The organism is Paractinoplanes lichenicola, assembly GCF_016785085.1.
GTDB classification, from domain to species: Bacteria; Actinomycetota; Actinomycetes; order Mycobacteriales; family Micromonosporaceae; genus Actinoplanes; species Actinoplanes lichenicola.
This window is the reverse complement of record NZ_JAENHO010000002.1, coordinates 291,831-315,898: the sequence shown is the minus strand read 5'-3', so window position 1 is coordinate 315,898 and position 24,068 is coordinate 291,831. Positions and strand designations below refer to the sequence as shown.

Genomic DNA, 24,068 nt, shown 5'->3' with positions numbered 1-24,068 from the left:
TGCCACCCCTCTGCGGCCGGAGGAAAACCCCCTGGCGCCGCCCTGACAAGATCGGCGGTGTGAACCTGCCCGCGAACGTCGAGGCCGTCGTGTTCGACTGCGACGGTTTGCTCGTCGACACCGAAACCGCCTGGACGCGCGCCGAGACCGCGTTGTTCGCCGAGAACGGGCACCCTTTCGGCCTCGAACAGAAGCAGCTTCTGATCGGTCGCACGCTCGCCGACGCGGGCCGGGCCATGGCCGCTTACTTCTCCCGTACGGGTGAGGCGGCCGCGCTCGCGCAGCGACTGCACGACCTGGTCGCGGTCGAACTCGCCGCGGGCGCCGACGCGCTGCCGGGAGCCCGTGACATGGTGGCGAAACTGCGCGACCGCGTGCCGATCGCCGTGGCCAGCAACAGCCCGCGCGCTTTCGTCGACGCCGCCCTGACCTCGGCCAAGCTCGACGACCTGTTCACCGTGGTGGTCACCGCCGACGACGTGGAACACCCGAAACCCGCGCCCGACCTCTACCTCGCGGCGTGCGCGGCCCTGCAGGCCCACCCGTCGGCCGCGGTCGCGTTCGAGGATTCCCGTACGGGGGTCACGTCCGCCCGCACGGCCGGCATGTTCGTCGTCGGCATCCCGTCCCTGCCCGGCACCACCCTCGACACCGACGCCACGTTCACCACCCTCGCCGACCCCCACCTGACCCGCTGGGCGGCCACTGTCTGAAGAGGACCAATACGCGTGTTCAGGTGGTGCTGACGACGGTCTCGGGGGCGGCGGCCTTCGACTCCGTTCCAGCCGACTCGTGTTCCGCAGCAAGTTCTCGTCCCCGTCGCGGGCACAAGAACGCGAGCAGGCTGAGGGCATGCAGGCGCTTCTTGTCGTCGTCGGTACGCATGGACCACACGGTCACGGCGACGACGAGAAGCCATCGAACCAGCAGGACAGCGGCGCTCGCCCCTGCCGCCAGGCCGGCGGCGGCGCCCGCTGTCGCCAATAGATCAAGCACTTCAGTCACGTCCGCCTTGCATCAGAGCCGATCGGTGGGGACTGATCGCGGCCGCCGTTGCGGTAGTTTCGCCGTTCTCAGCGCTCAGCACCTTACTAGCGGGGATGGCTGAATTTAGGGTGCCTGAAAATGATCTAAGGCAATGGGCCGCTATGCGCTAATGATCCCGATAACGCCAAGTAAGTCGATGAGCCTCATCGATCCGCTCGGCGCAGCTGGGTTCCGTAGCTAGACGGCGGCGGGGAGGTTGGCTGAGCTGAAGGCGCGGCCGTCGTCGGTGACGACTGCGGAGTCGTAGCCGTCGGCGGCGCGCTTGGCCAGCCAGGCGATGCCGGCCTCGCCCATCGCGAGCGCGGCCGTGGCGTAGGCGTCGGCGATCGACAGGTCGGGGCCGACGACCGTGACCGAGCGCAGGCCCTTGGCGGCCTGGCCCGTTCGGGGGTTGATCACGTGGTCGCCGCGTTCGTAGGTGCCTGAGGTGGCTACCGCGCCGTCGGTCAGGGCGAGGACCCAGCTGACCTTGTCGGCCTCCCACGGGTGGCGGATGCCGACCCGCCAGGGGCCGCCCTCGGGATGGTAGCCGCGCATGCGGATGTCGCCGCCGGCGTTGATGTAGTGGTCGTGGGAGCCGGCCGCGGCCAGCCGGTGCGACGCCACCTCGACCGACCAGCCCTTGACGTAGCCGGACGGGTCGAGCGACCCCGCGGCGTACGCGTCGAAGTAACCGTCCGTAGCGCGCCACAGGTCGGCGCAGGCCTCCAGCACGTGCCGCAGGTCGGCCGAGCTGTCCTCCAGCCGCAGCTCGCCGCGGCCGAAGCGGGACACCTCGCTGTCCGCCTTGTAGGTGCTGAACCGCCCGTCGACCTCGTGCAGCCAGGCACACACGGCGTCGATGAGATCCGGCCGTTCATCGGCCAGCTCGATGCTGACCGTCGTTCCCATCACATGTTCGACATGGCGCACAGAGCGTGACCTTACGCCTTTGCGGCGTCCAGCGCTGCCTGCAGTGACTTGACATAGGACTCGCTGGTGTAGGTGGCCCCGGAGACGGCCTGGACGTCGGCGGCCTTCTGGGCTTGGAGCGTCGACTGCTTGAGGGCGTCGATCGCGGGCGGGTTGATCGTGCCGCTGTCGTTGGCGGTCGGATACGTCGCCTCGGCCGCGGTGATCTCGCCGCCCTCGACCTTGATGGTGACCTGGATCTTCCCGTACGGGTTGGCGGCCGCGTTGCCCTTGAACACGCCGTCCTTGAGGCCGCTCTTGGGCTTCTCGGGCGCCTTCGCCTCTTCCTTCTCCTCCTCCTTCGCCGCGCCACCGTCGCCGGCCGGCTTGGTGGTGGGCTTGGCGGCCGGCTTCTTGGACGGCGCCGACGTGCTGTTCTCCAGGTTGGAGACCGGCGCCTGGGCGACCGGGGCCTCGGGCGGCGTCACGCTCAGTCGCACCCCGATGATCAGGGCGGCGCCGGTCAGGGTGCCGACGGCGGCTGCGGTACTACGTCGCATGGGGGCAAACTCCTTGTCAGAACTCGAACGGGTCGAGGTGCAGCTGGCTGTCCGGGACGTCCAGATCGCGCAGGGTGCCCACCGCGGCCTCGACGAGCCCGGGCGGGCCGCAGAGGTAGACGTCGCGGCGGCTCACGTCGGGCACCAGGCCGAGCAGGCCCTCCGGCGTGAACAGCCGGCGCGGGCCGGGGTCGTTGCGGCCGCCCACGATGTAACGCACCCAGGCGTCCCGCTGCTCGGCGAGCTCCTCGAGCTCACCGCGGAACACCAGCTCGTCGGGGCGGCTGGCGCGGTAGATCACGATCGTGTCGGCCGGCATGTCTTCGAGCAGGGCCCGGATCGGCGCGATGCCGCTGCCACCGGCGATCAGCAGGGCGCGGCGGCGGGTGCGGCGCTGCGCGGTGAAGGTGCCGAACGGGCCCTCGGCCCAGATCGGCGTGCCCGGCTTCATGTCGGCCAGCTTGCGGGTGTGGCCGCCGACCGCGGTCACGGTCAGGCGCAGCCACTGGGAATTCGGCGCGGCCGAGAGCGAGAACGGGTGCGACTGCCACCAGCCGTTGCGGGTCAGGAACCGCCAGCGCATGAACTGGCCGGCCTGCGCGGGCAGACGCTGCAGGTTTTTGCCGTCGATGTAGATCGAGAACGTGTTGCCGCCCTCGGAGACGACCTCGGCCACCTCGAACTTGTGCCGCAGGTTGAGCCACACCGGCTCGACCAGGCGGCCCCAGACCAGCGCCGAGATCACCAGCGCGGTCAGGGCCGGCCAGAAGATCGAGGCGAACGGGCCGCTCAGGTTGGCCCCCGTCGCGACCTGGTGGCCGTAGCCGAGGACCAGCACCAGATAGCCGGTCAGGTGGATCAGGTGCCACAACTCGTACGGCAGCTTGGTCTTGGCGGCCCGCATCGAGATCAGGCTGATGACCACGAGGATGATCGTCGCCGCGGTGGCGCTGAGCATCTCGGGCAGCGTCGTGATGATCGTGATGCCCTGCTCGACGACGCCCGTCTCGGCGGTCAGCGCGTAGCCGTAGATGATGAAGACGGCGTGGGCCAGCACGAAGACGCACAGCGAGGTGCCCAGCCAGCGATGCCAGCGCAGCAGGTCGCGGGCGCCCACCCACTCCTCGAGCCAGCTGACCCGGCTCATCATGATCAGCTGGATGAACAGCAGATAGCCGCCGATGAGGCCGGTGATGCGCCCGGCCGCGAGCATCAGGCTGGCAGTGTCGCTGACCGCGCCGGCCTCGGTCTCGAACAGCCAGAGCGAGACGCTGGTGGCCAGCCCGCCGAAGAACAGCAGGACCGTGAGCAGGCGGTTGCCCGAGATGGCCTCGGCCGGCGGGCGGTCGTCGGGGATGGGCGGCTGGGCCGGGCCGGAGGCCTTCCAGCCGGTCGGGTCGGTGTTCGACTCGACGACCAGGTCGCTGCGGCGATAAGGATCGTCGCGATAGGGGTCGTCGGGCCAGGGATCACGCGCCTCGTCGACCTCGCGGACACCCCAGCCGTCGGACAAGCCGCGGTCGTCGTCCTGCTCGCCCCACGGGTCGGAGCGTCGCTGAGCGGGCCACTGCTCCTCGTCGTCGGGCGCGGCGCGCAGATCGGCGAAGTATTGCGCGTCCTCGTCGGCCTGGCGGCGCTGATCTCGAAAGGTCTCGAACGTCGGCGGTCCCTGCGCCATGGTCCTCACCCGTTCAGCGGTCGTCTTCGGCGTCGGCCACCCCCTGCGGCTGACGTGACGACCCGGTCTCGGCAAGCCGTCGGGGTGTTGTACGCACCTGGCCTCGGCTTCGCTCAACCGGACGCGGAAATTCTCGCGACTGCCCCGCGCGATAGGTTCGGCGTGTGAATGCAGCGTGAATGCCGAGGACCCCGGCCTGGTCACGGTGGTCGGCATCGGCGCCGGCGGCTGGCCCGGCCTTCCCCGTACGTCGCAGGACGCGCTCGCCGCGGCACAGGTGATCATCGGCAGTTCGCGGCAATTGTCGCTGCTGCCCGACTCCGTGACCGCGCGCCGGGTTCCACTGCCGTCGCCGCTGCTCCCCGGCCTGAGCACCCTGCTCCGGGGCGACGTCACCGTGCTGGCCAGCGGCGATCCGATGTTTTACGGCATCGGGGCGACGCTCGCGCGGCTGACCTCGCGGATCAAGATCCTCCCGCACCCCTCGTCGGTCGCGCTGGCCGCCGCCCGCCTGGGCTGGCCGCTCGCCACGACCGAGGTGCTGAGCCTGGTCACGGCCGACCCGGCGACCGTACGGCGGGCCTTGAACCCCGGGCGGCGCCTGCTCGTGCTGTCGCGGGACGCCTCGACCCCGGCCCAGGTGGCCGCGCTGGTGCGCGAGGCCGGCTACGGCTCCGCCGCGATCACGGTGTTGTCGCAGCTGGGCGGGCCCGCGGAGGAGGTCGTGACCGGGGTCGCGGGGTCGTGGGAGCACCCGCCGGGCGACCCGCTGAACGTGGTCGCGATCGACTGCGGGGACGGGCCGCCGACGTCGCTCGTGCCGGGGCTGGCCGATTCCTCGTACGAGACGGACGGGCAGCTGACCAAGCGCGAGGTGCGGGCCGTGACGCTGGCCGTGCTGGCGCCGGTGCCGGGTGAGCTGCTGTGGGACGTGGGTGCGGGGTCGGGGTCGATCGGGATCGAGTGGATGCGTAGTCACCCCTCTTGCCGGGCCGTTGCCGTCGAGTCTTCCGCGGCACGCTCAATGACAATTCGGACAAATGCGTCAACTCTCGGCGTGCCCGGCTTGAGAGTGGTGACTGGGCAGGCGCCCGCTGCTCTGGATGGTTTGGACACCCCCGACGTCGTGTTCATCGGCGGGGGCCTGACACACCCGGGCGTGCTCGACGCGTGCCTGGCCGCGCTGCGCCCCGGTGGCCGGCTGGTGGCCAACGCGGTGACGCTGGAATCCGAGGCAGTGGTGGCCGCGGCCCACGCCAAGCTGGGCGGCGAGCTGATCCGCTTGTCGGTGAGCCGGGGCTCGCCGGTGGGCGGCTTCACGGGATGGAGACCCATGATGCCGGTGACGATCTGGTCGGTGACGCGATGACGGTCCACTTCATCGGCGCCGGGCCCGGCGCGGCCGACCTGATCACCGTACGGGGGCAGCGGTTGATCTCGTCGTCGCCGGTGTGCCTCTATGCGGGCAGCCTCGTGCCGGCCGAGCTGCTCGAGTCGTGCCCGCCGGGCTGCCGCAAGGTCGACACATGGCCGCTGACCCTCGACGAGATCATCGCCGAGCTGGCCGCCGCCCACGCGGCCGGTCACGACGTGGCCCGCCTGCACTCGGGCGACCCGTCGGTGTTCAGCGCCGTGGCCGAGCAGATGCGCCGCCTCGACGAGGCCGGCATCCCGTACGACGTGACGCCCGGGGTCCCGGCCTTCGCCGCCGCGGCCGCCTCGCTGGCCCGCGAGTTCACCGTGCCCGGGGTGGCCCAGACGGTGATCCTGACCCGGACCGCCGAGCGCGCCACCGCCATGCCCGCCGGGGAGGATCTCGCCACCTTGTCGGCCAGCGGGTCGACCATGGTGCTGCACCTGGCCGTCCAGCGGATCGACGCCGTGACCGCCGAGCTGATCCCGGCCTACGGCGCGGACTGCCCGGTGGCCGTGGTGGCCCGGGCCAGCCGCCCCGACGAGGTCATCCTGCGCGGCACCCTGGGGGACATCGCCGCCCAGGTCACCGCGGCCGGGATCCGTCGCACGGCCGTGATCGTCGTGGGGCCCGCGCTGACCGCGAGCCAGTTCCCCGACAGCCACCTGTATTCGGCGGCCCGTTGCCGCGATGCCTGACCGCGTCCTCATCCTCGGCGGCACCAGCGAGGCCCGGGCCCTGGCGGCCGCGCTACCCGGCATGACCGTCATCAGCTCGCTGGCCGGGCGCACCTCGTCGCCCCTGCTGCCGGCGGGTTCGGTTCGCATCGGCGGTTTCGGCGGCGCTTCCGGGCTGGCCGACTATCTGCGGACCGAACGCATCGACGTGCTTGTGGACGCGACCCACCCGTTCGCCGCCCGAATCAGCGCTCACGCGGCGGCTGCGGCCGTCCTGGTGGGGCTGCCACTGATCGTGCTGCGGCGGCCCGGCTGGACCGAGCAGGACGGGGACGTGTGGCACCGCGTACGGGATCTGGACGAAGCCGCCATCCTCCTCCCCCGGCTGGGCCGGCGCGTCTTCCTCACCACCGGCCGCCAGGGAATCGCCGCGTTCGCCGAGGTGGACGCCTGGTTCCTGGCCCGCTCGGTGGAACCCCCGGCGCCCCCGATGCCGGAACGGCTCGAGGTGCTGCTCGACCGGGGACCCTTCACGCTCGAGGGCGAACGGCGACTGCTGGCCGCGCACCGCATCGACGTGCTGGTCACCAAGGACAGCGGCGGCCCGGACGCCAAGCTGGCGGCGGCCCGGGAACGGGGCATCCCGGTCGTCATGGTGAATCGCCCGGTCACACCGGCGACGGCCCACGAGGTGCCGACCGTCGCGGCGGCGGTGGCCGCGATCAGTTGAGTGCCGCCTCGGTGTGCCGCAGGGCGAACGCGCGTTCCTCCCGGACCCGCAGGACGTTGATCGCGCGCGGGCTGGAGCGGTAGTGCCAGCTCAGGCCGTCCTCGTCGGCGATCCGCTCCGGCTGGAGGCGATCGAATCCGGCGCCCAGCGTCACCGCCCCGCCGGTGCTGAAGCGGATGTGCCGGTCGTGCGGGAAGTCGGACACCTTGGCCGGCGTCGCCAGCGTCACCGTCGCCCGGACACCGCGGGGTGCCCAGATCGCCCGGAGGGCCGCCGCGGTGCTCTCCGCATCGTGCTCGGGGTACGACTTGTCGGCCATACCCACGAGCCTGATCTCCGCGCCCGGGGACGACACGGCCTGAATGCGCTCCAGCAGCCAGCTCAGGTGTTCGCCGCGCCAGCGTCTCGTCCAGTGCCTTCCCGCGTCCAGGTCCCACAACGCCTTGAACAGGTAGCGGTCGAGCAGCGTGACCTGGAGGGCGCCGGTGGCCAAGGGTTTCAGCACGTCGGTCCAGAACTGCTCGCGGGGGCTGCCGTATTCGGCGGTCGCGTCCTCGGCCAGGTCGCGGATCCGGCGCAGGGCGGGACTGTGGACGAAGGTCTCGGCGGTCGCCACGTCGGGGGCGGCGACCGCGTTCAGGACCGTACGCGTCTCGGGGGCGACGACGGCGACGTCCGTGTCCGAGCCCCAGTGCCGGCGCAGGTCGTCGGGCGCGCTGATCGACGCGAGCGCGGCCGCCGCCGGCGTACGAATGGTCCATCGGTTCTGTTTGCGCAGCTCGACCAGGACTGCCTGCCACACGGCGCGGGCGCTCGGCGAGAGCTTCCCGTGCCGCAGAATCGCCCCGACGAGCTCCTTCGCCTCCTGATCGCTGCCGACCACGATCCGTCCGTGTTTCGCTATGTTCTCGGCGGCGGCCCGGTGGAGGTCGTCCGCGCCCTCGCCCGACAGGGTGCCGCCGTCGAAGGCGTTCGCGGCGATCGCGACCCGGACGTACATCAGAGACCGCCGAAGAGCTCGTCGAGGCGCTCGTCGAAGAAGCCGTGGGGCCAGTCGTCGAGGAAGTCGCCCTTGTCGTTGAGGCGCAACCGGCGTGCCGTCGTCCGGCCCCGCTCGTCCTGGTCGACGTAGACGACCGAGACGTGGGCCGCGTCGACAGCGCCTTCCCGGATCCGCCGCTGGGTGCGCAGGATCAGGTGCTCGCTGTGGGTCTCCACGATCAGCTGGTTGCCCCGCCCGCCGGGCCGGGTCGCCTCGATGAACAGGTCGGCCAGCTCGGCCTGCAGACGCGGATGCAGGTGGGTCTCCGGCTGTTCGACCAGGATGATCGACTCTTGCCGGGCCAGCGACTCCACGATGATCGGCAGGATTTGGCTGATCCCGAACCCGACGTCGGCGGGGGTGATGCCGACACCGGTCCGGCGGTCGGTGAGCACCACGGCCACGAGGTCCCCGACGACGCTGAGCCCGCCTCCGGTGCCCAGCGGGAGCACCGCCAGTGAATACGGCACCCCCATCCGCTCCAGCCACTCGTTCACCTGGTCCGCGGCCGTGGCGTTGTCGAACAGGAACATGGCGACGTGCCCTCCGTCGCCGGAGGACCCGGCTTCGGAGGACCGGTCGTAGAACCGGCGCGGCGCCGACCGCAGCGGCCCCAGCCAGACCACGCTGTCCAGCAGCGCGCGGATCTCGGTGGACACGCCGCCGGCGAGCCGGCCCAGCCGGGCGGCGTACGCCTCCAGGCGCCGGCGGTCGGGCTCGGCCAGCCCCGCCACGGCCCGCCGGTCCAGCATCGTTTCCGTGGTCGGCAGGAGCCCGTCGGAGCGCAGCGCCAGCTCCGTGACTCCCCTCCTCCGCAAGGCGCCGGCGACCCGCCTCGCCTCCTGCTCGTGCTCGGTGCCGCGCGTCTCGAACGGGTACAACAGCCCGCCACCGGCGACCGCCGGCCAGGCTTCCCCCAGCTCGACGACCAGGCTGCCGGCGTCCTCGGGATCGCTCCTGGAGAACGAAAGCGCGAGATCATCGACGCCGAACCGGGTGCGGCGGAGGGTGCCCCGGCCGTCCTCCCCGAAGGTCCAGAGGATGTCGCGCAGGCGGGCGGGATCGGCCGTGCCGCCGGGCGGGATCCACGACGGCAGGGCGCCGTAGGTGAAGCCCAGCCCGACGCTCTCGCCGGTGTGGCGGTGCACGACACCGGCGAAGCCGCCGACGTCGGCGACGGGGCCCTGGGTCACCAGCCCGCGCTGCCCGATCGACTGCTTCAGCAGCAGCAGGGCCTGCAGGACGCTCGACTTGCCGGCCGAGTTCGCCCCGTAGACCAGGGTGAGCGGGGCCAGGGGCACGCGGGTGTCCGCCCCGAACGACTTGAAGTTGGCCAGCCGGACCTCGGTGAGCAGGCTCCGGTCCGGGGTGGGGTGGGTGACGGCGGCCTCGGGCGGCTCGGCCAGATAGGCCTGGGGCACCAGCCCGAGCGCGGGATCGAGCTCGGCCCGGGCGAGCACCCGAGCGACATGGCCGGCCGCTTCGACCCGGCCGGTGCTCCGGAAATGACGCACCAGGCCGGCCAGCTGGTCGACGGCCTCGGCCGGGAATTCCAGATCGCGCCGGCCCGCGGACCGGACGAGGGTCTCGGCGTCGACCAGGAGCACCCGGCCGCGCGAGGCCGCCGCGCCGGTCCGCCGGAGCACCCAGATCGCGGTCTTGATGCTGATGTTGCGGAACACGCCGCCCGGGACGGCGATGATCGCCTCGACGGCGTCCCGGTCGAACAACTCCGAGTACGCCGCCGCACGATGACCCCACATGCTGTTCTGGGGCATGACCACGGCGGCGTGCCCGCCGTCCCGCAGCGCCTCGAAGGCGAGGTAGAGCCAGGGCATGTCGCCCTTGGCCACGTCCCAGCCCCACGACTGCACGACTCGGGCTTTCTGCCGGTCGTTGAGCCGCACGCCCCACGGCGGCTGGGCCAGCACCACGTCGGCGAATGCGGACTCGTGCTCCGCGACCTCGAACGCGTCGGCCGCGGTGATCCGCGCGTGCAGGCCGTGCACCTGCAAGCGCAGCTCCGTGCGACTGGCCGCGCGCTCGACGATGTCGGTGCCGACCAGTTCCACGCCCTCGGCCTGCTCGTGCGCCGCCAGCAGCGTGCTTCCCGTACCGCAGACGGGGTCGTAGACGACCGCGCCGGCCCGGACCACGAGGGCCGCCATCAGCTGGGCGACCGATCTCGGCGTGTGGAACTCGCCGACGAGCTTCGAGCTGGTGGTCAGCCCGGTCAGGACCGCCTCGAACGTGTCCGGGATGTCATCGGTCTCGACCCGGTCGACCGCGGCGACGATGGCCGCGTAGGCGTCGGACTCCCCGGCCGCCGGCGGGAGGGGATCCGAGCCGGTCCAGCGCGCGTGCAGGGCCTGCAGGATCAGGTCGACGCCGCGCTCGACGCCGATGCCTCGCGCCAGATCCAGCAGCTGTTTCACGGTCACGGAGAGCGACCCTATTTCATCGACCCACTTCAAGATCGCGGCCCAGCCGGCCCAGTGAGCGGTCCGCCACCACCATGACGAGCAGCAGGGCGGCGACGACGGTCAGGAAGACGGCCAGGTCGTGCAGGCCCGCGGTGTCGGCCCCGCCCACGAAGAACACCCCGGTCGCGGCCGACGAGACCATGGCGCCCAGGTAGGAGAACGTGCGGAGCAGGCCGGAGGACGCCCCGATGCGCGCCGGGTCGGCCTGGTAGTAGACGGCGTTCTGGTTGGCCAGCGAGTTGAGCCCCTGGGGCAGGCTGCACAGCACCGACAGCAGCACCGGCAGCCACAGCGGGGAGTCGCCGTTGAGCAGGAGCATCAGCAGGCTGACGACCAGTTGGCCACCCGCGCCGATCAGCAGCTTGGCCCGGAAGCCCTCGCGCCGGCCGCTCAGGGTCGACACGCCGATGGCCAGCAGCGACATCGGCAGCAGGATCAGGCCGGCGTGGGTGGCGGTCAGGCCGCGGCCGGCCTCGAGCCACTGGGTGAAGCCGTAGAGGTAGGCGTAGGCCGCGGTCTGGGCCAGCAGCGCGCGGACGTAGGTGGCGATCAGCGGCCCGTTGCCGCCGAAGACCCGCAGGTCGAGAAACGGTGCCGAGGTGCGCAGCTCGCGGAGCGCGAAGGCCGCGCCGAGGACGACCGCGACGGCGAGCAGCCACGGGCTCGTCGTGACCAGCATCAGCGCGGTCAGCATGCCGATGAACAGGGCTATGCCGAGCAGGTCGAGCGGCTCCCGGGCCGGGGCCGGGGGCGCGGCGGGGAGGCGTACGAGGGCAAGAATCACGCACGCGACGGCGAGCGGAATGTTGACCGCGAAGATGGCCCGCCACCCGGCCACGCCGATGAGCAGGCCGCCCAGGCTGGGGCCGATCACCACGGTGGTCTGGGCGGCGACCGACAGGGTGGTCAGCACGCCGCGCGGGTTCTCCGCACCCGTACGGCGGATCAGGTACATCGCCGCGGGGAAACCGGCGCAGGTGCCGAGGCCGAGCAGCACCCGCGCGACGACCAGCACGCCGAGGGTCGGAGCGAGCAGGCCGATGACGCCGGCCAGGCCGACCAGCGCGCTGCCGGCCAGATAGAGGCGCCGGGGGCCGTAGCGGTCGACGAGCTTGCCGACGATCGGCTGGCCGGTGGCGGTGGCCAGGTAGAGGCCGGTGACCAGCCAGGCGGTCTGCGCGGGCCGGGCGTGCAGGGCGACACCGATGGGCACCAGGGCGACCGCGATCATCGACGAGTTGATCGGGTTGAGGATCGAGCCCAGCACCATGGGCGCGATCAGCTTGCGGTCGAAGGTAGCGATGTCGTTCACCAAGCTAACGACATTCCCGGAAATTGAGGTGCGAACCGCGGAACGCCGCCGTAGAAAGCGGGGATGCTTTCGCTTCTCTACGCCGCCCAGGATCCTCGGCGACTCGAACGGTTCTGGTCCACGCTCACAGAGGGGCAGGAAAGCATCCCGATCCGCTTCTTCCCCACCGACCGGCCCAAAACCGGCCTCAACCGGGTCCACCTGCATCTCACGAGCGAGACCGAGGAGCATCAGCGGCGGACCGTCGCCCGCGCCCTCGAGCTGGGCGGCGCGCACCTCGACGTCGGGCAGAAGCCGGAGGAGGGTCACATCGTGCTGGCCGATCCCGAGGGCAACGAGTTCTGCGTGATCGAGGCGGGCAACAAATACCTCGCGAACACCGGATTCCTCGGCGAGCTGGCCTGCGACGGGTCACGGGCGACGGGCCTCTTCTGGAGCGCCGCCCTGGGCTGGCCGCTGGTCTGGGATCAGGACGAGGAGACGGCGATCCAGTCACCCACGGGCGGCACGAAGATCGGGTTCGGCGGCCCGCCGGTGGCGCCGCGCACCGACAACGAACGCATGCTGTTCGGGATCGACGGCGACCTCGACCGGCTGCTCACCCTGGGCGCGAGCCTGGTCGAAGGCGAGCCCGTCGACCCCGACGGCATCCCCTTCAAGATCTACTGACCTAGCAGCCACCGGTGCGGCGCGGCCAGCTTGCGGGCGGCGGCCGGCCCCCACGACCCCTGCGCGTACGAGGCGGGCTTGGGCCGGTCGTCGAGCAGCGGCCCGACCGCCTTCCAGGTCGCGCTGAGCCCGTCGGGCCGGGTGAACAGTGCGCGGTCGCCCAGCAGCACGTCGTGGATCAGCCGGGCGTACGGGGGCAGGGGCTCGCCGTTGGGCAGGTTGTCCAGCGGCAGGCGCACCGTGGCCGGCTCCAGGTCGAGGGCCACGCCGGGCTGCTTGACGAGCATCGACAGGTCGATCGTGCCGTTGCCGGCCAGGTCGAACGAGAGCACGTTGGCCTGCGGCGGCAGCCCGGGCAGGGGCCGCTCAGGGGTCCGCAGCACGAGGCTCACCACCTGGCGGCTCTCGGCCATCCGTTTCCCCGTACGCAGCAGGAACGGCACCCCGCGCCAGCGCGCGTTGTCGATCCACAGCTTGGCCGCCACGTACGTGTCGGTGGCCGAGCCGCGCTCGATGCCCTTGATCTGCTTGTAGCCCGCGTGCTGCCCGAGCACGACGTCGGCCGGGTCGAGCGGCCGGAACGCCCGGATCACCCGCTCGCGCGCGGCCTGCAGGTCGGCCGACCCGAGGCTGGCCGGTGGCTCCATGGCGACCTCGGCGGCCACCTGGAACAGGTGCGTGACCAGCATGTCGAGCACCGCGCCGGTGGCGTCGTAGAACCCGGCCCGCTGCTCGACCCCGAGCGTCTCGGGCACGTCGATCTGCACGCTCTCGATGTGGTCGCGGTTCCACAGGGCCGCGAACGCCTCGTTGGCGAACCGGGCGACGTGCAGGTTCTGCGTCGCCTCCTTGCCGAGGAAGTGGTCGATCCGATACACCTGCTCCTCGTCGAGCACCCGGTGCACGAGCCGGTTGAGCGAGCGGAACGTCGACGGCGACGTGCCGAACGGCTTCTCGAAGACGACGCGCGACCCCTTGGCCAGCCCGTGCTCCCCCAGCGCCTTGGTCGTCTCCTCGAAGGCCACCGGCGGAATTGCCAGATAGTGCACCAACTGAGACGAGCGCCCCAGCCTCTCGTGGGCGGAGTCGATCACGTCGAGCAGGCTGCCCGGATCGTCGGAATTGAACCCGCCGCCGGCGAAGTGGAGCCGTGAGGCGAACTCCTTCCACGGCCCCTTCGACGGCTTCGGGCCAAATTCCTCGAGAGCTTCCCGTACGTGACCACGAAAGTCCTCATGACTGACGTCGCCGCGGCCGTTCCCGATCAGCACCCAGTCCTTAGGGAGCAGCCCCTCGATCGCGAGCGTGTAGAAGGCCGGGAGCACCATCCGCCGGGCCAGGTCGCCGGTCGCCCCGAAGAGCACGAACACGGTGGGACCAGGAGTCTTCGCCATGACCGTCGAGATGCCCGGCGACCGCCCGGCTCACACCGGCTGTGACGATCGGAACGTCCCCCGGTATGCCTGCGGGGTCGTGGCCAGCCGCTGCGCGAAGTGATGCCGCAGGGTCGCCGCGCTGCCGAACCCGACCCGGGCCGCGATCGCGTCGATGCCCAGCCCGGACTCCTCGAGCAGGTTGCGGGCGAGCAGCATGCGCTGGCTGATCAGCCAGTCGTGCGGCGTGGCGCCCGTCTCGTCGCGGAACTTGCGGGCGAACGTGCGCGGGGCCATGTGTGCCAGGCCGGCCATCGTGTCGACGGTGTGCGGCTGGTCGAGTGAGGCCAGCACCGCGGTCAGCACGGGCTGCAGGGTCGCGCACTCGACGGCCTGGAGCGGGGTCTCGATGTATTGCGCCTGGCCGCCCTCGCGGTGCGGCGGCACGACCATCCGCCGGGCCAGCATCCGGGCCACGGCCGTGCTGTGCTCCTGGCGGATCAGGTGCAGCCCGGCGTCGATGCTGGCGGCCGTGCCGGCGCTGGTCAGCACGCGGCCGTCCTGCACGTAGAGCACGTCGGGGTCGACGATCGCGGCCGGATAGAGCCGGGTCAGGCGGGCCGTGTGCAGCCAGTGGGTGGTGCAGCGGCGGCCGTCGAGCAGGCCGGCCGCGCCCAGCGCGAACGCGCCGGTGCACACGCTCATCACCCAGGCGCCGCGCTCATGGGCCCGGCGCAGCGCGTCGAGGACCGGTTCGGGCGGCGCGAACTCGGGGTTGTCGAACGGGGCCACCACGACCAGGTCGGCCTCGCCCGTACGGGAAAGGTCGTGGCGGACGGCGATGTCGAACCCGGCCCGGCTCGGGACCGGCCCGCCGTCGATCGAGCAGACGGCGAAGTCGTAACTCGGCAGCCCGTCGGCCGTGCGGTCGTATCCGAAGAGCTCGCAGAGCACGCCGAGCTCGAAGACGGCCACCTCGGGCAGGGCGATCACGGCCACGTTGCGCAGCATGTGACGGAGCATACGGCCGCTTGGCAGGATTTTGAAGATGTATGGCATCACTGCCACTGTCGACCATGAGCGAGCGGGACGAAGCTCTAAGTCATGGCTATCGCAATCGCACTGTTCTTCCTGATGATCCTCGCCGCCGCCGTCACGGGCCACACTGTGGACACGCGTGACAGCGCCGACTGGAAGCCTTCGGACGGGGGCTTCCGCCACACCTAGGGCGGCCTGGCGGAAGCCCCGCCGGTCAGTCCGCGATCAGAATCGAGTCGGGACGGATCGTCGCGACGGGCGGCCGCTGCTTGGCGGTGGCCGCCTTCGTGGTGGCCGAGGCCGCGGGCAGCGGCTCGGTGAACGGCTGAGCGGCGTCGGTGCAGGTCTTACCGTCCTGCGGGGCCTGGCCGGTCAGCAGATAGTTGTCGATCGTCGTGGTCGCGCAGACCCCGGAGCCGTACGCGGTGTGACCCCAGTTGTTGCTGGAGAGCAGGCTCGCGTTCGGCGCCAGCGCCCGCGACGACACGGCGCCGCGGTAGTTGGTCGCCGGGTCCCAGAAGTTGCCGACGATCAGGAACTTGTTCGCGGTGCGCTTGGTGAAGGGCCCGGTGTACGCGTTCTTGTCCTGGACGGTCCAGGTCTTGTTCGCACACTGGCTGTCGATCCAGCCCCACGAGCGGCCGAAATACTTGGCCTCGCGCTCGCGGCGGTCGACGAGGGCCGGCCACGAGGACGCGTCGGCCGGGTGCCTGCCGTCGGTGCAGATCACCGTGGCGCCGGCCTCGAAGCCGTTCTCGTACGGGAAGTCGTACGCCCGGGAGGCCTTGGCCGCGTTGACCCGCGCGAGCAGCGGCGCGGTCGTGCCGCCCTCCTGCGCCGTGGCGATCTCGGCGGCCAGCTGCGTGACCCCGGCCCCCGCCTCGGTGCTGTAGAGCGTGCTGAGCACGGCGCTGATGAAGATCGCGTACGTCACCTGGATCGTGCCGCCGGCCCCGTCGGGGAAGTCGAGCGGGTCGGTCTTGAGCCGCTCGGCGATCTGGTCGAAGTGCTTGACCGGATCGCCCTCGGCGAAGACGCACTTGCTCTCGCCCGCCTTGTCGCAGCGGACCAGGATCTCGTGCAGCGCCTTGTACGCCCCGTCGCTGGAGCGCAGCCGCTGGTCGAGGATCTGCCGGGTGTTGCCGACCCACGCCGTCGGGTCGAGCACGCCGTCGACGACCAGGGCCCGGAAGCGGTCCGGGAACATGTTGGCGTAATACTGACCCAGCGCGCTGCCGTAGCTGAAGCCCAGGTAGCTGAGCTTCTTGTCGCCGACGGCGCGGCGCACGACGTCCATGTCGCGCGCGACCTCGGCGGTGGACGCGTGGGCGGTGAGCGGCCGGCCCGTGGTCGAGCAGGCCTGGCCGAGCTTCTTGGAGCCGGCCACGTAGTCGCGTTCCTCGGCGGCGGTGACGGGGAACGGCACGTTCAGCAGGTTGAGCACCTCGGCCTGCGCCCGCACCGAGGGGAAGCACTTGACCTGCTCGCTGGCGCCGATGCCGCGCGGGTCGACGCCGACGACGTCGAAGCGCTCGGTCAGGGCGTCGCTGAGGAAGTCGGGCGAGGCGAGCGCGAACTGCGTCGCGGAGCCGCCGGGCCCGCCCGGGTTGACGAACAGGCTGCCGATGCGCTTGGCCTGATTCTTGGCCTTGACCCGCAGCACGGCGATCTCGGTGGTCTTGCCCTTGGGCTGGCGATAGTCGAGCGGCAGCCGGACGGTGGCGCACTCGGCGATCCCGTAACACTTGTACCAGTCGAGCTTCGGCGTAGGCACAGCGTCGACAAGCCGAGCTTCTGATTGAGCGCGTCCGGCCGCGGCGGGAGCGGCACCGGCGAAAGCCGAGCCGGTCACCAGTGCGCCGGCGAGCGCGATGGTCAGTAGTCGGTGCGTTCGTGGCATACGGACGACCCTTCTGCTGGTGGAGTCGCGGCGGCGGTGCCGCGACCCTCGGCATTGTAGAGAGTCGATGCACGCTCAGTGATCATGAGCGATATCGCAAAACCGGCGATTCAGCCCGAGACCTTCGGTTCGGCGTCACGGGTGGTGATGGGCCTTTTCGCGGAAGGCCCGCGTCCGGGGCCGTAGGGGGGTGTGATCGCCCCGGCGGCGTTTGGCACAGTGGACGGATGCGCACCGATGTCGACCTGCCCGCCCCGGGACTGCTCTGGACCCGCTGGGCGACGCTGTCCGCCGCGCTGACCGGCATCGGGTATGCCGACGTGTGGTTCGTCGACGACCGCGGGGCGCACCACGACGACCACGGCGGCAGCTGGGCCCGCCTCGCGCTGGTCGAGGGCGCCCGCGCGGTGCTGTTCGGCTACGACCGTGACCACAGCGCCACCGCCGAGGCCGACCCGCCGATCGACCTGCTCACCGGCGCGCCCGAGTGGCTGCCCTGGGACGACCTGACCGCGCTGGCCGAGGCCGACCGGCTGGGCTTCGTGGTGTGGCACGCCGAGGGCCGCTGGTCGCGCACCCGCTATCGGGACGGGCTGGGCGACGGCCTGGTGCAGACCGTCGGCCCGGTGCTCAGCAACGAGAACACGCTGCAGGAGCTGGCCGAGATCATCACCGAGTGGGGCCGGCACGAGCTGGCCTCGCCGGCCGAGCGCGACGACGTGCGCGGCGCGGGCGAGGATCTGCTGACCGCGGCCATCCGCGGCGAGGTCAGCGGCGCGTCGTTCGAGCGGCTGCTGGGCCGGCTCACCGATCCCGCCCTCGACCTGCGGGCCGCGCTGTTCGCGTCGGGCCGGGGCGGCATCACCGCGGGCACCCGCCCGCCGCGCATCCCGGCCGGGGAGCGCCCGCCGATGCGCCGCGTGCGACGGCTCAGCCAGGGCGAGCACGACCGGATGGTGTGGGCCGCCATGCACGAGGCTAGCGAGCTCAACCGGCCCGAACCACCGGAGACGGCCGAGCTCGAGTCGCTGGCCGCGTGGATGCGCGACCGCGCGCCGCAACAGGACGGCCGCTGCACGGTGCTCGCCTACGCCGACGCCACCAGCCTGAGCGTGCAGGCCGGCAAGCACCCGCCGGCCGACCGCCCGGGCGAGCGCCGGTTCGGCGCCTTCCAGGAGGTCAGCGATCTGCTGCGCGGGCTGCGGCGGGCCGAGTCCGACCCCCGGTACGGGCGGTGGCTGTTCATCCGCGTGCAGACGACCCCGACCGAGATCCTCGTCGAGCGCCGGTACGACTCGTGGCCGAAGTGGTGGTCCGACGACGGCGTCTCCGGCCCGTGGCGCACCAACCTGCTGGACGAGATGGGCAGCCGGGCCGTGCCGTGGCGACCGGAGTGGACGCGCCTGCTCGACAACGAGGTGGCCTACCGGCCGGCCGGTTAGCGGGCCTTGCCCGAGGCGAGCAGGGCGACGGATTTGGCCAGTCGCCGCTCGCGGGTCTCGGCCGTCTTCGCCCCGGTGAGCTGGTCGACGTGGTAGCGCTGGTTGGAGAACGACAGCGTCGCCCAGAAATCGCGCGCGGCGGGTTCGGCGTCGAGGGCGGCCCGCAGGTCGTCGGGCACCTCGATCTCGCGCGGCGCGGTGTCCAGCTCGACGTCGAGGTCGTACGTCTCCCCGCCGCTCACGCCGGCCGCCTCGCGCCGCTCCGCGCTGACGCCCAGCCAGTAGCTGCCGCCCATCTTCGCGATCGTCGAGCGGAACGTGAAGCCGTTCACCACCACGACCACCTTGGGCCGGCCACCGCCACCGAGCCCGGCCACGAACTCGTCGGGCACCTCGAAACCGGTGGTATTCCCGCCCGTACGCTGCAGCTCCGCACGCAACTTCATGAACGTCAGACTAGCGTCTCCTCGATCAGCGCGGACCAGTCCGTGACCAGCGGAATCAGGTCGCCGCGCTGCCACAGCGGGAGCTGGTCGGCGAAGTGCGGCGAGGCCGGATCGCCGGACGCCCCGAACGGCACGACCCAGCGGCTGCGTTGCCGATCGGCGATGTCCCACACGTAGCGGGCGACCGGGCCGCGCGAGCACCGATCGGTCACGCCCGGCACGCTGTTGAGGCAGAGCACGGAGTCGCGTTCGCCGCCCAGCTCGGTGCGCGGGATCCCGGCGGTCAGCCCGGGAAGCCGTACGGGCTCGAGAAGGTGCCGCTCGCCCCACGGGCCCGACTCGATCGACGCCGGATCGACCAGTTCCTCGGCGGTCAGCCCGAGCCCGGCCAGCACGGCGTCCAGCATCCCGCCGATCTTGGCCCGCGGATCGGTCCAGCCGTCGAAGAGCGGATCGAACCCGTGCGGCTGCATGAGCGGCTTGAGCGCCGGATGCTCGTGCAGCCGCCGCGCGACCTCGAACCGCCACGCCGCGAGCCGACCGGCTTCGACGCTGCCCGCGGGCATCGGCGTGTCCATGTGGATCCGCGCCGACGGCACCCCCTCGTCGATCAGCTCCCGGATCCGGTGCGCGCGGGCCTTCGAGGCAAAAGCGTTCCCGTACGCCTCCGTGTCCGGCCGCCGATCGTTGGCGTTCACGGTCACGCCCGTCAGCTCCACCCGGGTCATCGGCACATAGCCCGGCCGCCATGCGTACGTCTGATCCCACGCCGGCACCGGCACCCGCCCGTTGCGCGCAAGGCGAACCGGCACCCGGCCCACCGTGAGCTGCAGCGCGCGTCCCGTGGTGTCGGCCGTGAGGATGCTGTTGACCGGCTCCGACCAGCGCTCGAGGGCGGCCGCCACGTCGTCCACGGTGGACGCGTGCAGCAGCGGCAACAGCGCCGAGAACCCGAGATCGAACTCGGCCCGGGTCGGCGTGCGCAGGCTCAGGGCGTCGTCGATCATCGGCCCGCGCGCCGTCTCGATCACCTCGACCAGCTCGCTGCCTCCCCCTCGTACGGGAATGGTCTCGGTGTGCACCGCGACGCGCTCCCACCCGTGGGGACCCCGCGCCTCGACCCCCGTCGGCGTGCGGCGCAGCTCCTCGACGAACAGATCCTGATAGTCGGCCATCGCGTTGGTCACGGCCCAGGCGACGCCGCCGGTGTGCCCGAAATGCTGCACGCCCGGGACGCCCGCGAAGGTCAGCCCGGCCACGTCGAACTCGGGGCAGGCCAGGCGGACCTGCTGATAGACGCCGGGCAGCTCGATCAGCCGATGCGGGTCGCCGGCGATCTCGCCCTCTTTGAGCCACGCGTTGCTGCCGTCCTTGTCACCGTCGGCGAGGAACCAGGCGACGGCGTGCGGGCCCAGTGTGCGCTCGACATGCGAGTTCCACAGCTTGCTGGGAAAACTCGCGAACATGATGTGCCGGGCCAGAAAGACCCCCAGCGACGACCACGGATGCCAGGTGATCCCGCCGGCTTTGACACCGTCGGCATAGGCCCGCAGCCAGGCCTTCGTACGGGAATCGAGCTTGGCGAACGCGCGGCGCGCGGTGTCGTCGATGCGGGCCCGCCGGGCGAACCTGTCCCAGCCCAGCGCGTCGGGGCCCTCCCGCTCGGCCAGCAACCCCTCGGAGCGGCGGCGCTCGACCTCGATCTGAGCCCCCCGATCGGCCGCGGTCACCCGCCCCTGCAAATAGGCCAGCTCATCCACCGAGTCGGCCCGCAGATGCGGAACCCCGAACCCGTCCCGAAAAACCCGCATCCCCCATCCTTACCGAAGCCCACCCCGCAGAGCGACCCGGATCTCAGCCCCACCCCGCCCGGCCGCATCCAGGCCCTCACCCAGCGGCCGGGCCGGTCAGCGCGCGACCCAGCGCTTGATCACGCACTGGTGCGCCGGATCGGCTTGCTGATGAGCGCTTCCACCGGCGAACTACACCCCGCATGTCGGCCGAAACCGGCATCAGCCCGCCGCCCAGCAGCGCCTCAGCGCCTCGCCCGCCTCGCCCCGATCGGCGTCCCGCTCGTAGCACAGTTTGTGCCGCACGCCGGAGTTATCCACAGTCCGCGGTTGTCCACAGGCGCCGCTCCCAAGATCGGCGGAAGGCGACACAATTCTGGGCAGGGCGGAGGCCCCCGGTTGGGGTGGGTTACACGGGCCGCACGGGGCATGATCGTTTGCTTCGGGGCCGGGCTGAGCTGCGAGGGGGGCGACGGTGGACGGGTTCGCGGTGGTGGTGGGGGCCGGGTCGTTCCGGGTCGAGGGTGGCGTGCGGTTTCCGCATCGGTGGACCGAGGGCGGGGTCAGCGTCGGGGCGGAGTTCACCGGGGCTCATCTGTTGCATCTCGCCGCGGCCGGGTGTGTGCTGAACGACCTCTATCGCGAGGCGGCCGAGTTGGGGCTGCGGCTCGGCGGGGTGCGGGTGACGGCATCGGGTGGGTTCGACTCGGAGAGCTGGGCCTCGACAGGGATCGCGTACGGGGTCGAACTGGACACGTCGGCCTCGGCCGAAGAGCAGGCCGCCTTGATCGAGCGGGTCGACCGGATGGCCGAGATCCCGCGGGCGATCCGGGCCGGGGCTCCGGTGCGACGCCGGGAGGGGTCGCACCGGAGCGACGAACCGGCCTAGCGGGTCAGCTTGGCGACGCGGCCCTTTTCGCCGGAGGCCCAGCACGCGCCGCCGGGGGTGCAGTCGACGGCGTCGAAGCTGCCGGTGTCGAAGCGCTTCCAGGTGCGGCCGCCGTCGTAGGACAGGTCGCTGCCGGTGGGGCCGACCGCGAGCGCCGTGTGGCCGCGCCAGGCCGAGCCGGAGCGGTATTCGCCGGGGGCCTTCGCCGCGACCTTCCACGTGCGGCCGTGCAGGTAGGCGGCGCCGTCAGGGGCCGCCGTGGGGGTCACGTAGTCGCCGCCGACCGCGATCGTGGCGCCGCCGGGGCGTGCGGCCAGGCTGTAGATGCCGGCGCTGGGGCCGCTCGGCACGGGAGTGTTCGTGACCGACCAGGTGCGGCCGAGGTCGCGGGACGTGAAGACCCGGGCCGTCGCGCCGCCGCCGGTGGCGAACAGGGCCTTGCCGCCCGCCGAGACCACGCAGGTGCCGCTGGCGGCGAACGCGAACTCGCCGGTCAGCGCGGCGGGCATGCCGGTGGTGGGCCGCACCGCCCAGCTGCGGCCGCCGTCGCGGGTGGCCAGGATGCGGAACTTGCCGTCGACCGGGTCGGAGAGGGCCAGCCCGTGCCGCCGGTCGAGGAACGTCAGGCAGTCGTAGAAGGCGGCCGGGTCCTCGTTGCGGAACGTCTCCGTCCAGGTGCGGCCGCCGTCCGAGGTGGCGTACAGGCGGGAGTCGGGGCCGTTGCCGATCGTCAGGGCCACGGCGTGCCGGGCGTCGAACGCCTCGATGTCGCGGAACTCGAGCCCGGCCGCCGCCGCGGGGCCGACGGACGCCCAGGTGCGGCCGCCGTCGACGGTGCGCAGGATCGTGCCGGCCGACCCGGCGACCCAGGCGGTCGAGCCGCTGACCGGGGCCAGGCCGCGGAACCGGGCCTCGGTGCCGGTGGGGGTGAGCTTCCAGCCGAGGTCGCCGCCGGCCTGGGCGGGCGACGGGGTCAGGGCGAGCAGGGCGACCGCGGCCACTGCCATCGACAACTTTCGCTGCAAGGTCATGTGCCGGAACCTACCGTGTGGGCCACGGCACGGAAACCGGAAGCGCGGCGTGCCGGAAACCCCGGGATACCACAATGTGAGACATGCAGTCTCCCGCCGTCACCGTCGCGATCACCCGCCGCGCCGATCCGTCCCGTAACGCCGAGATGTCCGCCTGGGTGAACGCGGGCACCACGCTGGCCGAGGATTTCCCCGGCTTCCTCGGCACCGGCTGGGTGCGGCCCGACCAGCGCTCCGACGAGTGGCACATGCTCTACCGCTTCGCCGACGAGGAGTCGCTGCGCAACTGGGAGGAATCCCCGCAGCGGCGCTGGTGGCTGTCGTCGGCCGAGGGCTTCGTCGAGCACACGCGCACGGAACGGCGTACGGGAATCGAGGGTTGGTTCGATCCCCCGCAGGGCCACGAGACGAGTGAGACCGGGCCGAAGCCGCCGCCGCGCTGGAAGCAGGCCGTGACGATCTGGCTCGGCTTCTTCCCGGTGAGCCTGCTGGCCGCGGTGAGCCTCAACCACCTGCTCGTCGACCTCAACGTCGTGCTGCGCACGCTGATCAGCACGCTCTGCCTGACCCCGGTCATGACCTATCTGGTGTTGCCGCGGGTGACCCGGCTGCTCCAGCCCTGGCTACGACGCTGACTCGGCGTCCGCCGGGCCCTCGAGGCCGGCCTTCTCGTCGCGCTCGGCCCATTCGAGCAGCTGCTCGAGCGAGTGGGCCTTGTCGTCGATCGTGGCGTGCAGGTCGCCCAGCTCGGCGAAGCGGGCCGGGACGGTCTGGATCGTGAAGTCGCGCGGGTCGGCGTCGGGGATCTCCGCCCACGTGACCGGGGTCGAGACCGTGGCCGTGGGCACGCCGCGCACCGAGTAGGCGCTGGCGATCGTGTGGTCGCGCGCGTTCTGGTTGTAGTCGACGAACAGCTTCGACGGGTCGCGATCCTTGCGCCACCAGGTGGTCGTCACGTCGTCGGGGGCCCGGCGCTCGACCTCGCGGGCGAAGGCGAGCGCGGCCCGCCGCACGTCGCCGAAGCCCCAGTTCGGCTCGATCCGCACATAGATGTGCAGGCCACGGCCGCCCGACGTCTTCGGGTAGCCGGCGATGCCGAGGTCGTCGAGCACCGTACGGGCGACGGCGGCCACCTGCCGGACCCGGTCGTACGGGCAGTCGGGCATCGGGTCGAGGTCGATGCGCCACTCGTCGGGCTTCTCGGTGTCGGCGCGGCGCGAGTTCCAGGGGTGGAACTCGACCGTCGACATCTGCACGGCCCAGATGACGTCGGCCGGCTTGGTCACGCAGAGCTCGTCGGCGTGCCGGTTGTAGCGCGGGAACTTCACCCGCACCGTCTCGAGCCACGGCGGCGCGCCGTGCGGCACCCGCTTCTGGTGCACCTTGTCGCCGGCCAGCCCGTCCGGGAAGCGGTGCAGCATGCACGGGCGCTCGCGCAGCGCCCGCACGATGCCGTCACCGACCGCGAGGTAGTAGTTGACCAGGTCGAGCTTGGTCAGCCCGAGCTCGGGGAAGTAGACGCGGTCCGGGTTCGACACCCGCACGGTGAGGTCGCCGACCTCCACCTCGGTGGCCGGGCTCTTGCTCGAAGAGGCCATGAGATCAAAGTAGCGCCTGTTTCGCGGCTGGGGTGGGAGCGAGGCCGGGTCCAGATTT

23 protein-coding genes are annotated in these 24,068 nt (G+C 71.8%); 9 read left to right on the top strand and 14 right to left on the bottom strand.

Going from position 1 to position 24,068, the window contains the following annotated elements; genetic code table 11:
* Window positions 1–59: 59 nt before the first annotated feature.
* Window positions 60–713: an HAD family hydrolase gene (locus tag JKJ07_RS06055; protein WP_202990244.1), complete on the top strand. Its 654-nt coding sequence runs from the start codon at window positions 60–62 to the stop codon at window positions 711–713.
* Between the two features lie 19 nt (window positions 714–732).
* Here the strand turns inward: JKJ07_RS06055 and JKJ07_RS06050 are convergent, their stop codons facing one another.
* From JKJ07_RS06050 to JKJ07_RS06035, 4 genes are all read right to left on the bottom strand, one after another.
* Window positions 733–1,005, bottom strand: a complete 273-nt coding sequence (locus JKJ07_RS06050) for a hypothetical protein (protein WP_202990243.1) — start codon at window positions 1,003–1,005, stop codon at window positions 733–735.
* A gap of 219 nt (window positions 1,006–1,224) precedes the next feature.
* Window positions 1,225–1,938: an FAD:protein FMN transferase gene (locus tag JKJ07_RS06045; RefSeq protein ID WP_202990779.1), complete on the bottom strand. Its 714-nt coding sequence runs from the start codon at window positions 1,936–1,938 to the stop codon at window positions 1,225–1,227.
* Window positions 1,939–1,970: 32 nt separating this feature from the next.
* Window positions 1,971–2,498, bottom strand: a complete 528-nt coding sequence (locus tag JKJ07_RS06040) for an FMN-binding protein (protein WP_202990242.1) — start codon at window positions 2,496–2,498, stop codon at window positions 1,971–1,973.
* A 16-nt stretch (window positions 2,499–2,514) separates the two neighbouring features.
* Window positions 2,515–4,176 (bottom strand): ferredoxin reductase family protein, encoded by a 1,662-nt coding sequence (locus tag JKJ07_RS06035; protein WP_236028439.1) that lies wholly within the window; start codon window positions 4,174–4,176, stop codon window positions 2,515–2,517.
* 175 nt (window positions 4,177–4,351) lie between these two features.
* Here JKJ07_RS06035 and cbiE point away from each other — a divergent pair, with 175 nt between their 5' ends.
* The 3 genes from cbiE to JKJ07_RS06020 are packed head-to-tail and all read left to right on the top strand — an operon-like array spanning window position 4,352 to window position 6,997.
* Complete coding sequence (gene cbiE / locus JKJ07_RS06030) at window positions 4,352–5,545, top strand: precorrin-6y C5,15-methyltransferase (decarboxylating) subunit CbiE (RefSeq protein ID WP_202990241.1); 1,194 nt, start codon at window positions 4,352–4,354, stop codon at window positions 5,543–5,545.
* Window positions 5,500–6,288: a precorrin-4 C(11)-methyltransferase gene (gene cobM / locus JKJ07_RS06025; RefSeq protein WP_236028438.1), complete on the top strand. Its 789-nt coding sequence runs from the start codon at window positions 5,500–5,502 to the stop codon at window positions 6,286–6,288. Before cbiE ends, cobM begins: the two co-directional genes overlap by 46 nt.
* A complete protein-coding gene (locus JKJ07_RS06020; protein ID WP_202990240.1) occupies window positions 6,281–6,997 on the top strand; it encodes a cobalt-precorrin-6A reductase in 717 nt (238 codons plus the stop codon). The genes cobM and JKJ07_RS06020 overlap by 8 nt, the downstream gene beginning before the upstream one ends.
* On the opposite strand, the gene JKJ07_RS06015 is transcribed toward JKJ07_RS06020, so the two are convergent.
* From JKJ07_RS06015 to JKJ07_RS06005, 3 genes are read right to left on the bottom strand one after another with little or no spacing between them, the layout of a single operon-like run.
* Window positions 6,990–7,997: a hypothetical protein gene (locus JKJ07_RS06015; RefSeq protein WP_202990239.1), complete on the bottom strand. Its 1,008-nt coding sequence runs from the start codon at window positions 7,995–7,997 to the stop codon at window positions 6,990–6,992. The two genes, JKJ07_RS06020 and JKJ07_RS06015, sit on opposite strands and share 8 nt — an antisense overlap.
* Complete coding sequence (locus tag JKJ07_RS06010; RefSeq protein ID WP_202990238.1) at window positions 7,997–10,480, bottom strand: N-6 DNA methylase; 2,484 nt, start codon at window positions 10,478–10,480, stop codon at window positions 7,997–7,999. The genes JKJ07_RS06015 and JKJ07_RS06010 overlap by 1 nt, the downstream gene beginning before the upstream one ends.
* A 16-nt stretch (window positions 10,481–10,496) precedes the next feature.
* Entirely contained in the window at window positions 10,497–11,834 is a 1,338-nt protein-coding gene (locus tag JKJ07_RS06005; RefSeq protein WP_307834136.1) for an MFS transporter, read from the bottom strand.
* Between the two features lie 63 nt (window positions 11,835–11,897).
* On the opposite strand from JKJ07_RS06005, the gene JKJ07_RS06000 reads away from it, so the two are divergent.
* A complete protein-coding gene (locus JKJ07_RS06000; RefSeq protein WP_202990237.1) occupies window positions 11,898–12,503 on the top strand; it encodes a VOC family protein in 606 nt (201 codons plus the stop codon).
* Here JKJ07_RS06000 and zwf read toward each other — a convergent pair.
* Both zwf and JKJ07_RS05990 read right to left on the bottom strand, forming a co-directional pair.
* A complete protein-coding gene (gene zwf, locus JKJ07_RS05995; RefSeq protein WP_202990236.1) occupies window positions 12,497–13,897 on the bottom strand; it encodes a glucose-6-phosphate dehydrogenase in 1,401 nt (466 codons plus the stop codon). The genes JKJ07_RS06000 and zwf overlap by 7 nt on opposite strands.
* A 30-nt stretch (window positions 13,898–13,927) precedes the next feature.
* Window positions 13,928–14,887: a GlxA family transcriptional regulator gene (locus JKJ07_RS05990; RefSeq protein ID WP_202990235.1), complete on the bottom strand. Its 960-nt coding sequence runs from the start codon at window positions 14,885–14,887 to the stop codon at window positions 13,928–13,930.
* A gap of 93 nt (window positions 14,888–14,980) precedes the next feature.
* Here JKJ07_RS05990 and JKJ07_RS51045 point away from each other — a divergent pair, with 93 nt between their 5' ends.
* Complete coding sequence (locus JKJ07_RS51045) at window positions 14,981–15,103, top strand: hypothetical protein (RefSeq protein ID WP_268919085.1); 123 nt, start codon at window positions 14,981–14,983, stop codon at window positions 15,101–15,103.
* Window positions 15,104–15,128: 25 nt separating this feature from the next.
* Here JKJ07_RS51045 and JKJ07_RS05985 read toward each other — a convergent pair whose 3' ends face one another.
* Entirely contained in the window at window positions 15,129–16,688 is a 1,560-nt protein-coding gene (locus JKJ07_RS05985; RefSeq protein WP_307834135.1) for an alpha/beta fold hydrolase, read from the bottom strand.
* 353 nt (window positions 16,689–17,041) lie between these two features.
* Between JKJ07_RS05985 and JKJ07_RS05980 the strand changes: the two genes are divergently transcribed.
* A complete protein-coding gene (locus tag JKJ07_RS05980) occupies window positions 17,042–18,256 on the top strand; it encodes a hypothetical protein (RefSeq protein WP_202990233.1) in 1,215 nt (404 codons plus the stop codon).
* Here the strand turns inward: JKJ07_RS05980 and JKJ07_RS05975 are convergent.
* A complete protein-coding gene (locus tag JKJ07_RS05975) occupies window positions 18,253–18,702 on the bottom strand; it encodes a YdeI/OmpD-associated family protein (protein ID WP_202990232.1) in 450 nt (149 codons plus the stop codon). The genes JKJ07_RS05980 and JKJ07_RS05975 overlap by 4 nt on opposite strands.
* A gap of 5 nt (window positions 18,703–18,707) precedes the next feature.
* A complete protein-coding gene (locus JKJ07_RS05970; protein ID WP_202990231.1) occupies window positions 18,708–20,513 on the bottom strand; it encodes a penicillin acylase family protein in 1,806 nt (601 codons plus the stop codon).
* A 454-nt stretch (window positions 20,514–20,967) separates the two neighbouring features.
* Here JKJ07_RS05970 and JKJ07_RS05965 point away from each other — a divergent pair, with 454 nt between their 5' ends.
* Entirely contained in the window at window positions 20,968–21,381 is a 414-nt protein-coding gene (locus tag JKJ07_RS05965; protein ID WP_202990230.1) for an OsmC family protein, read from the top strand.
* Here JKJ07_RS05965 and JKJ07_RS05960 read toward each other — a convergent pair.
* Entirely contained in the window at window positions 21,378–22,412 is a 1,035-nt protein-coding gene (locus tag JKJ07_RS05960) for a beta propeller repeat protein (RefSeq protein ID WP_202990229.1), read from the bottom strand. The two genes, JKJ07_RS05965 and JKJ07_RS05960, sit on opposite strands and share 4 nt — an antisense overlap.
* A gap of 83 nt (window positions 22,413–22,495) precedes the next feature.
* On the opposite strand from JKJ07_RS05960, the gene JKJ07_RS05955 reads away from it, so the two are divergent.
* Window positions 22,496–23,047 carry an antibiotic biosynthesis monooxygenase gene (locus JKJ07_RS05955; RefSeq protein ID WP_202990228.1) on the top strand — a complete coding sequence of 184 codons (552 nt, stop codon included), beginning with the start codon at window positions 22,496–22,498 and terminating at the stop codon, window positions 23,045–23,047.
* Here JKJ07_RS05955 and ligD read toward each other — a convergent pair.
* Entirely contained in the window at window positions 23,036–24,010 is a 975-nt protein-coding gene (ligD, locus tag JKJ07_RS05950; RefSeq protein WP_202990227.1) for a non-homologous end-joining DNA ligase, read from the bottom strand. The two genes, JKJ07_RS05955 and ligD, sit on opposite strands and share 12 nt — an antisense overlap.
* Window positions 24,011–24,068: the final 58 nt, after the last annotated feature.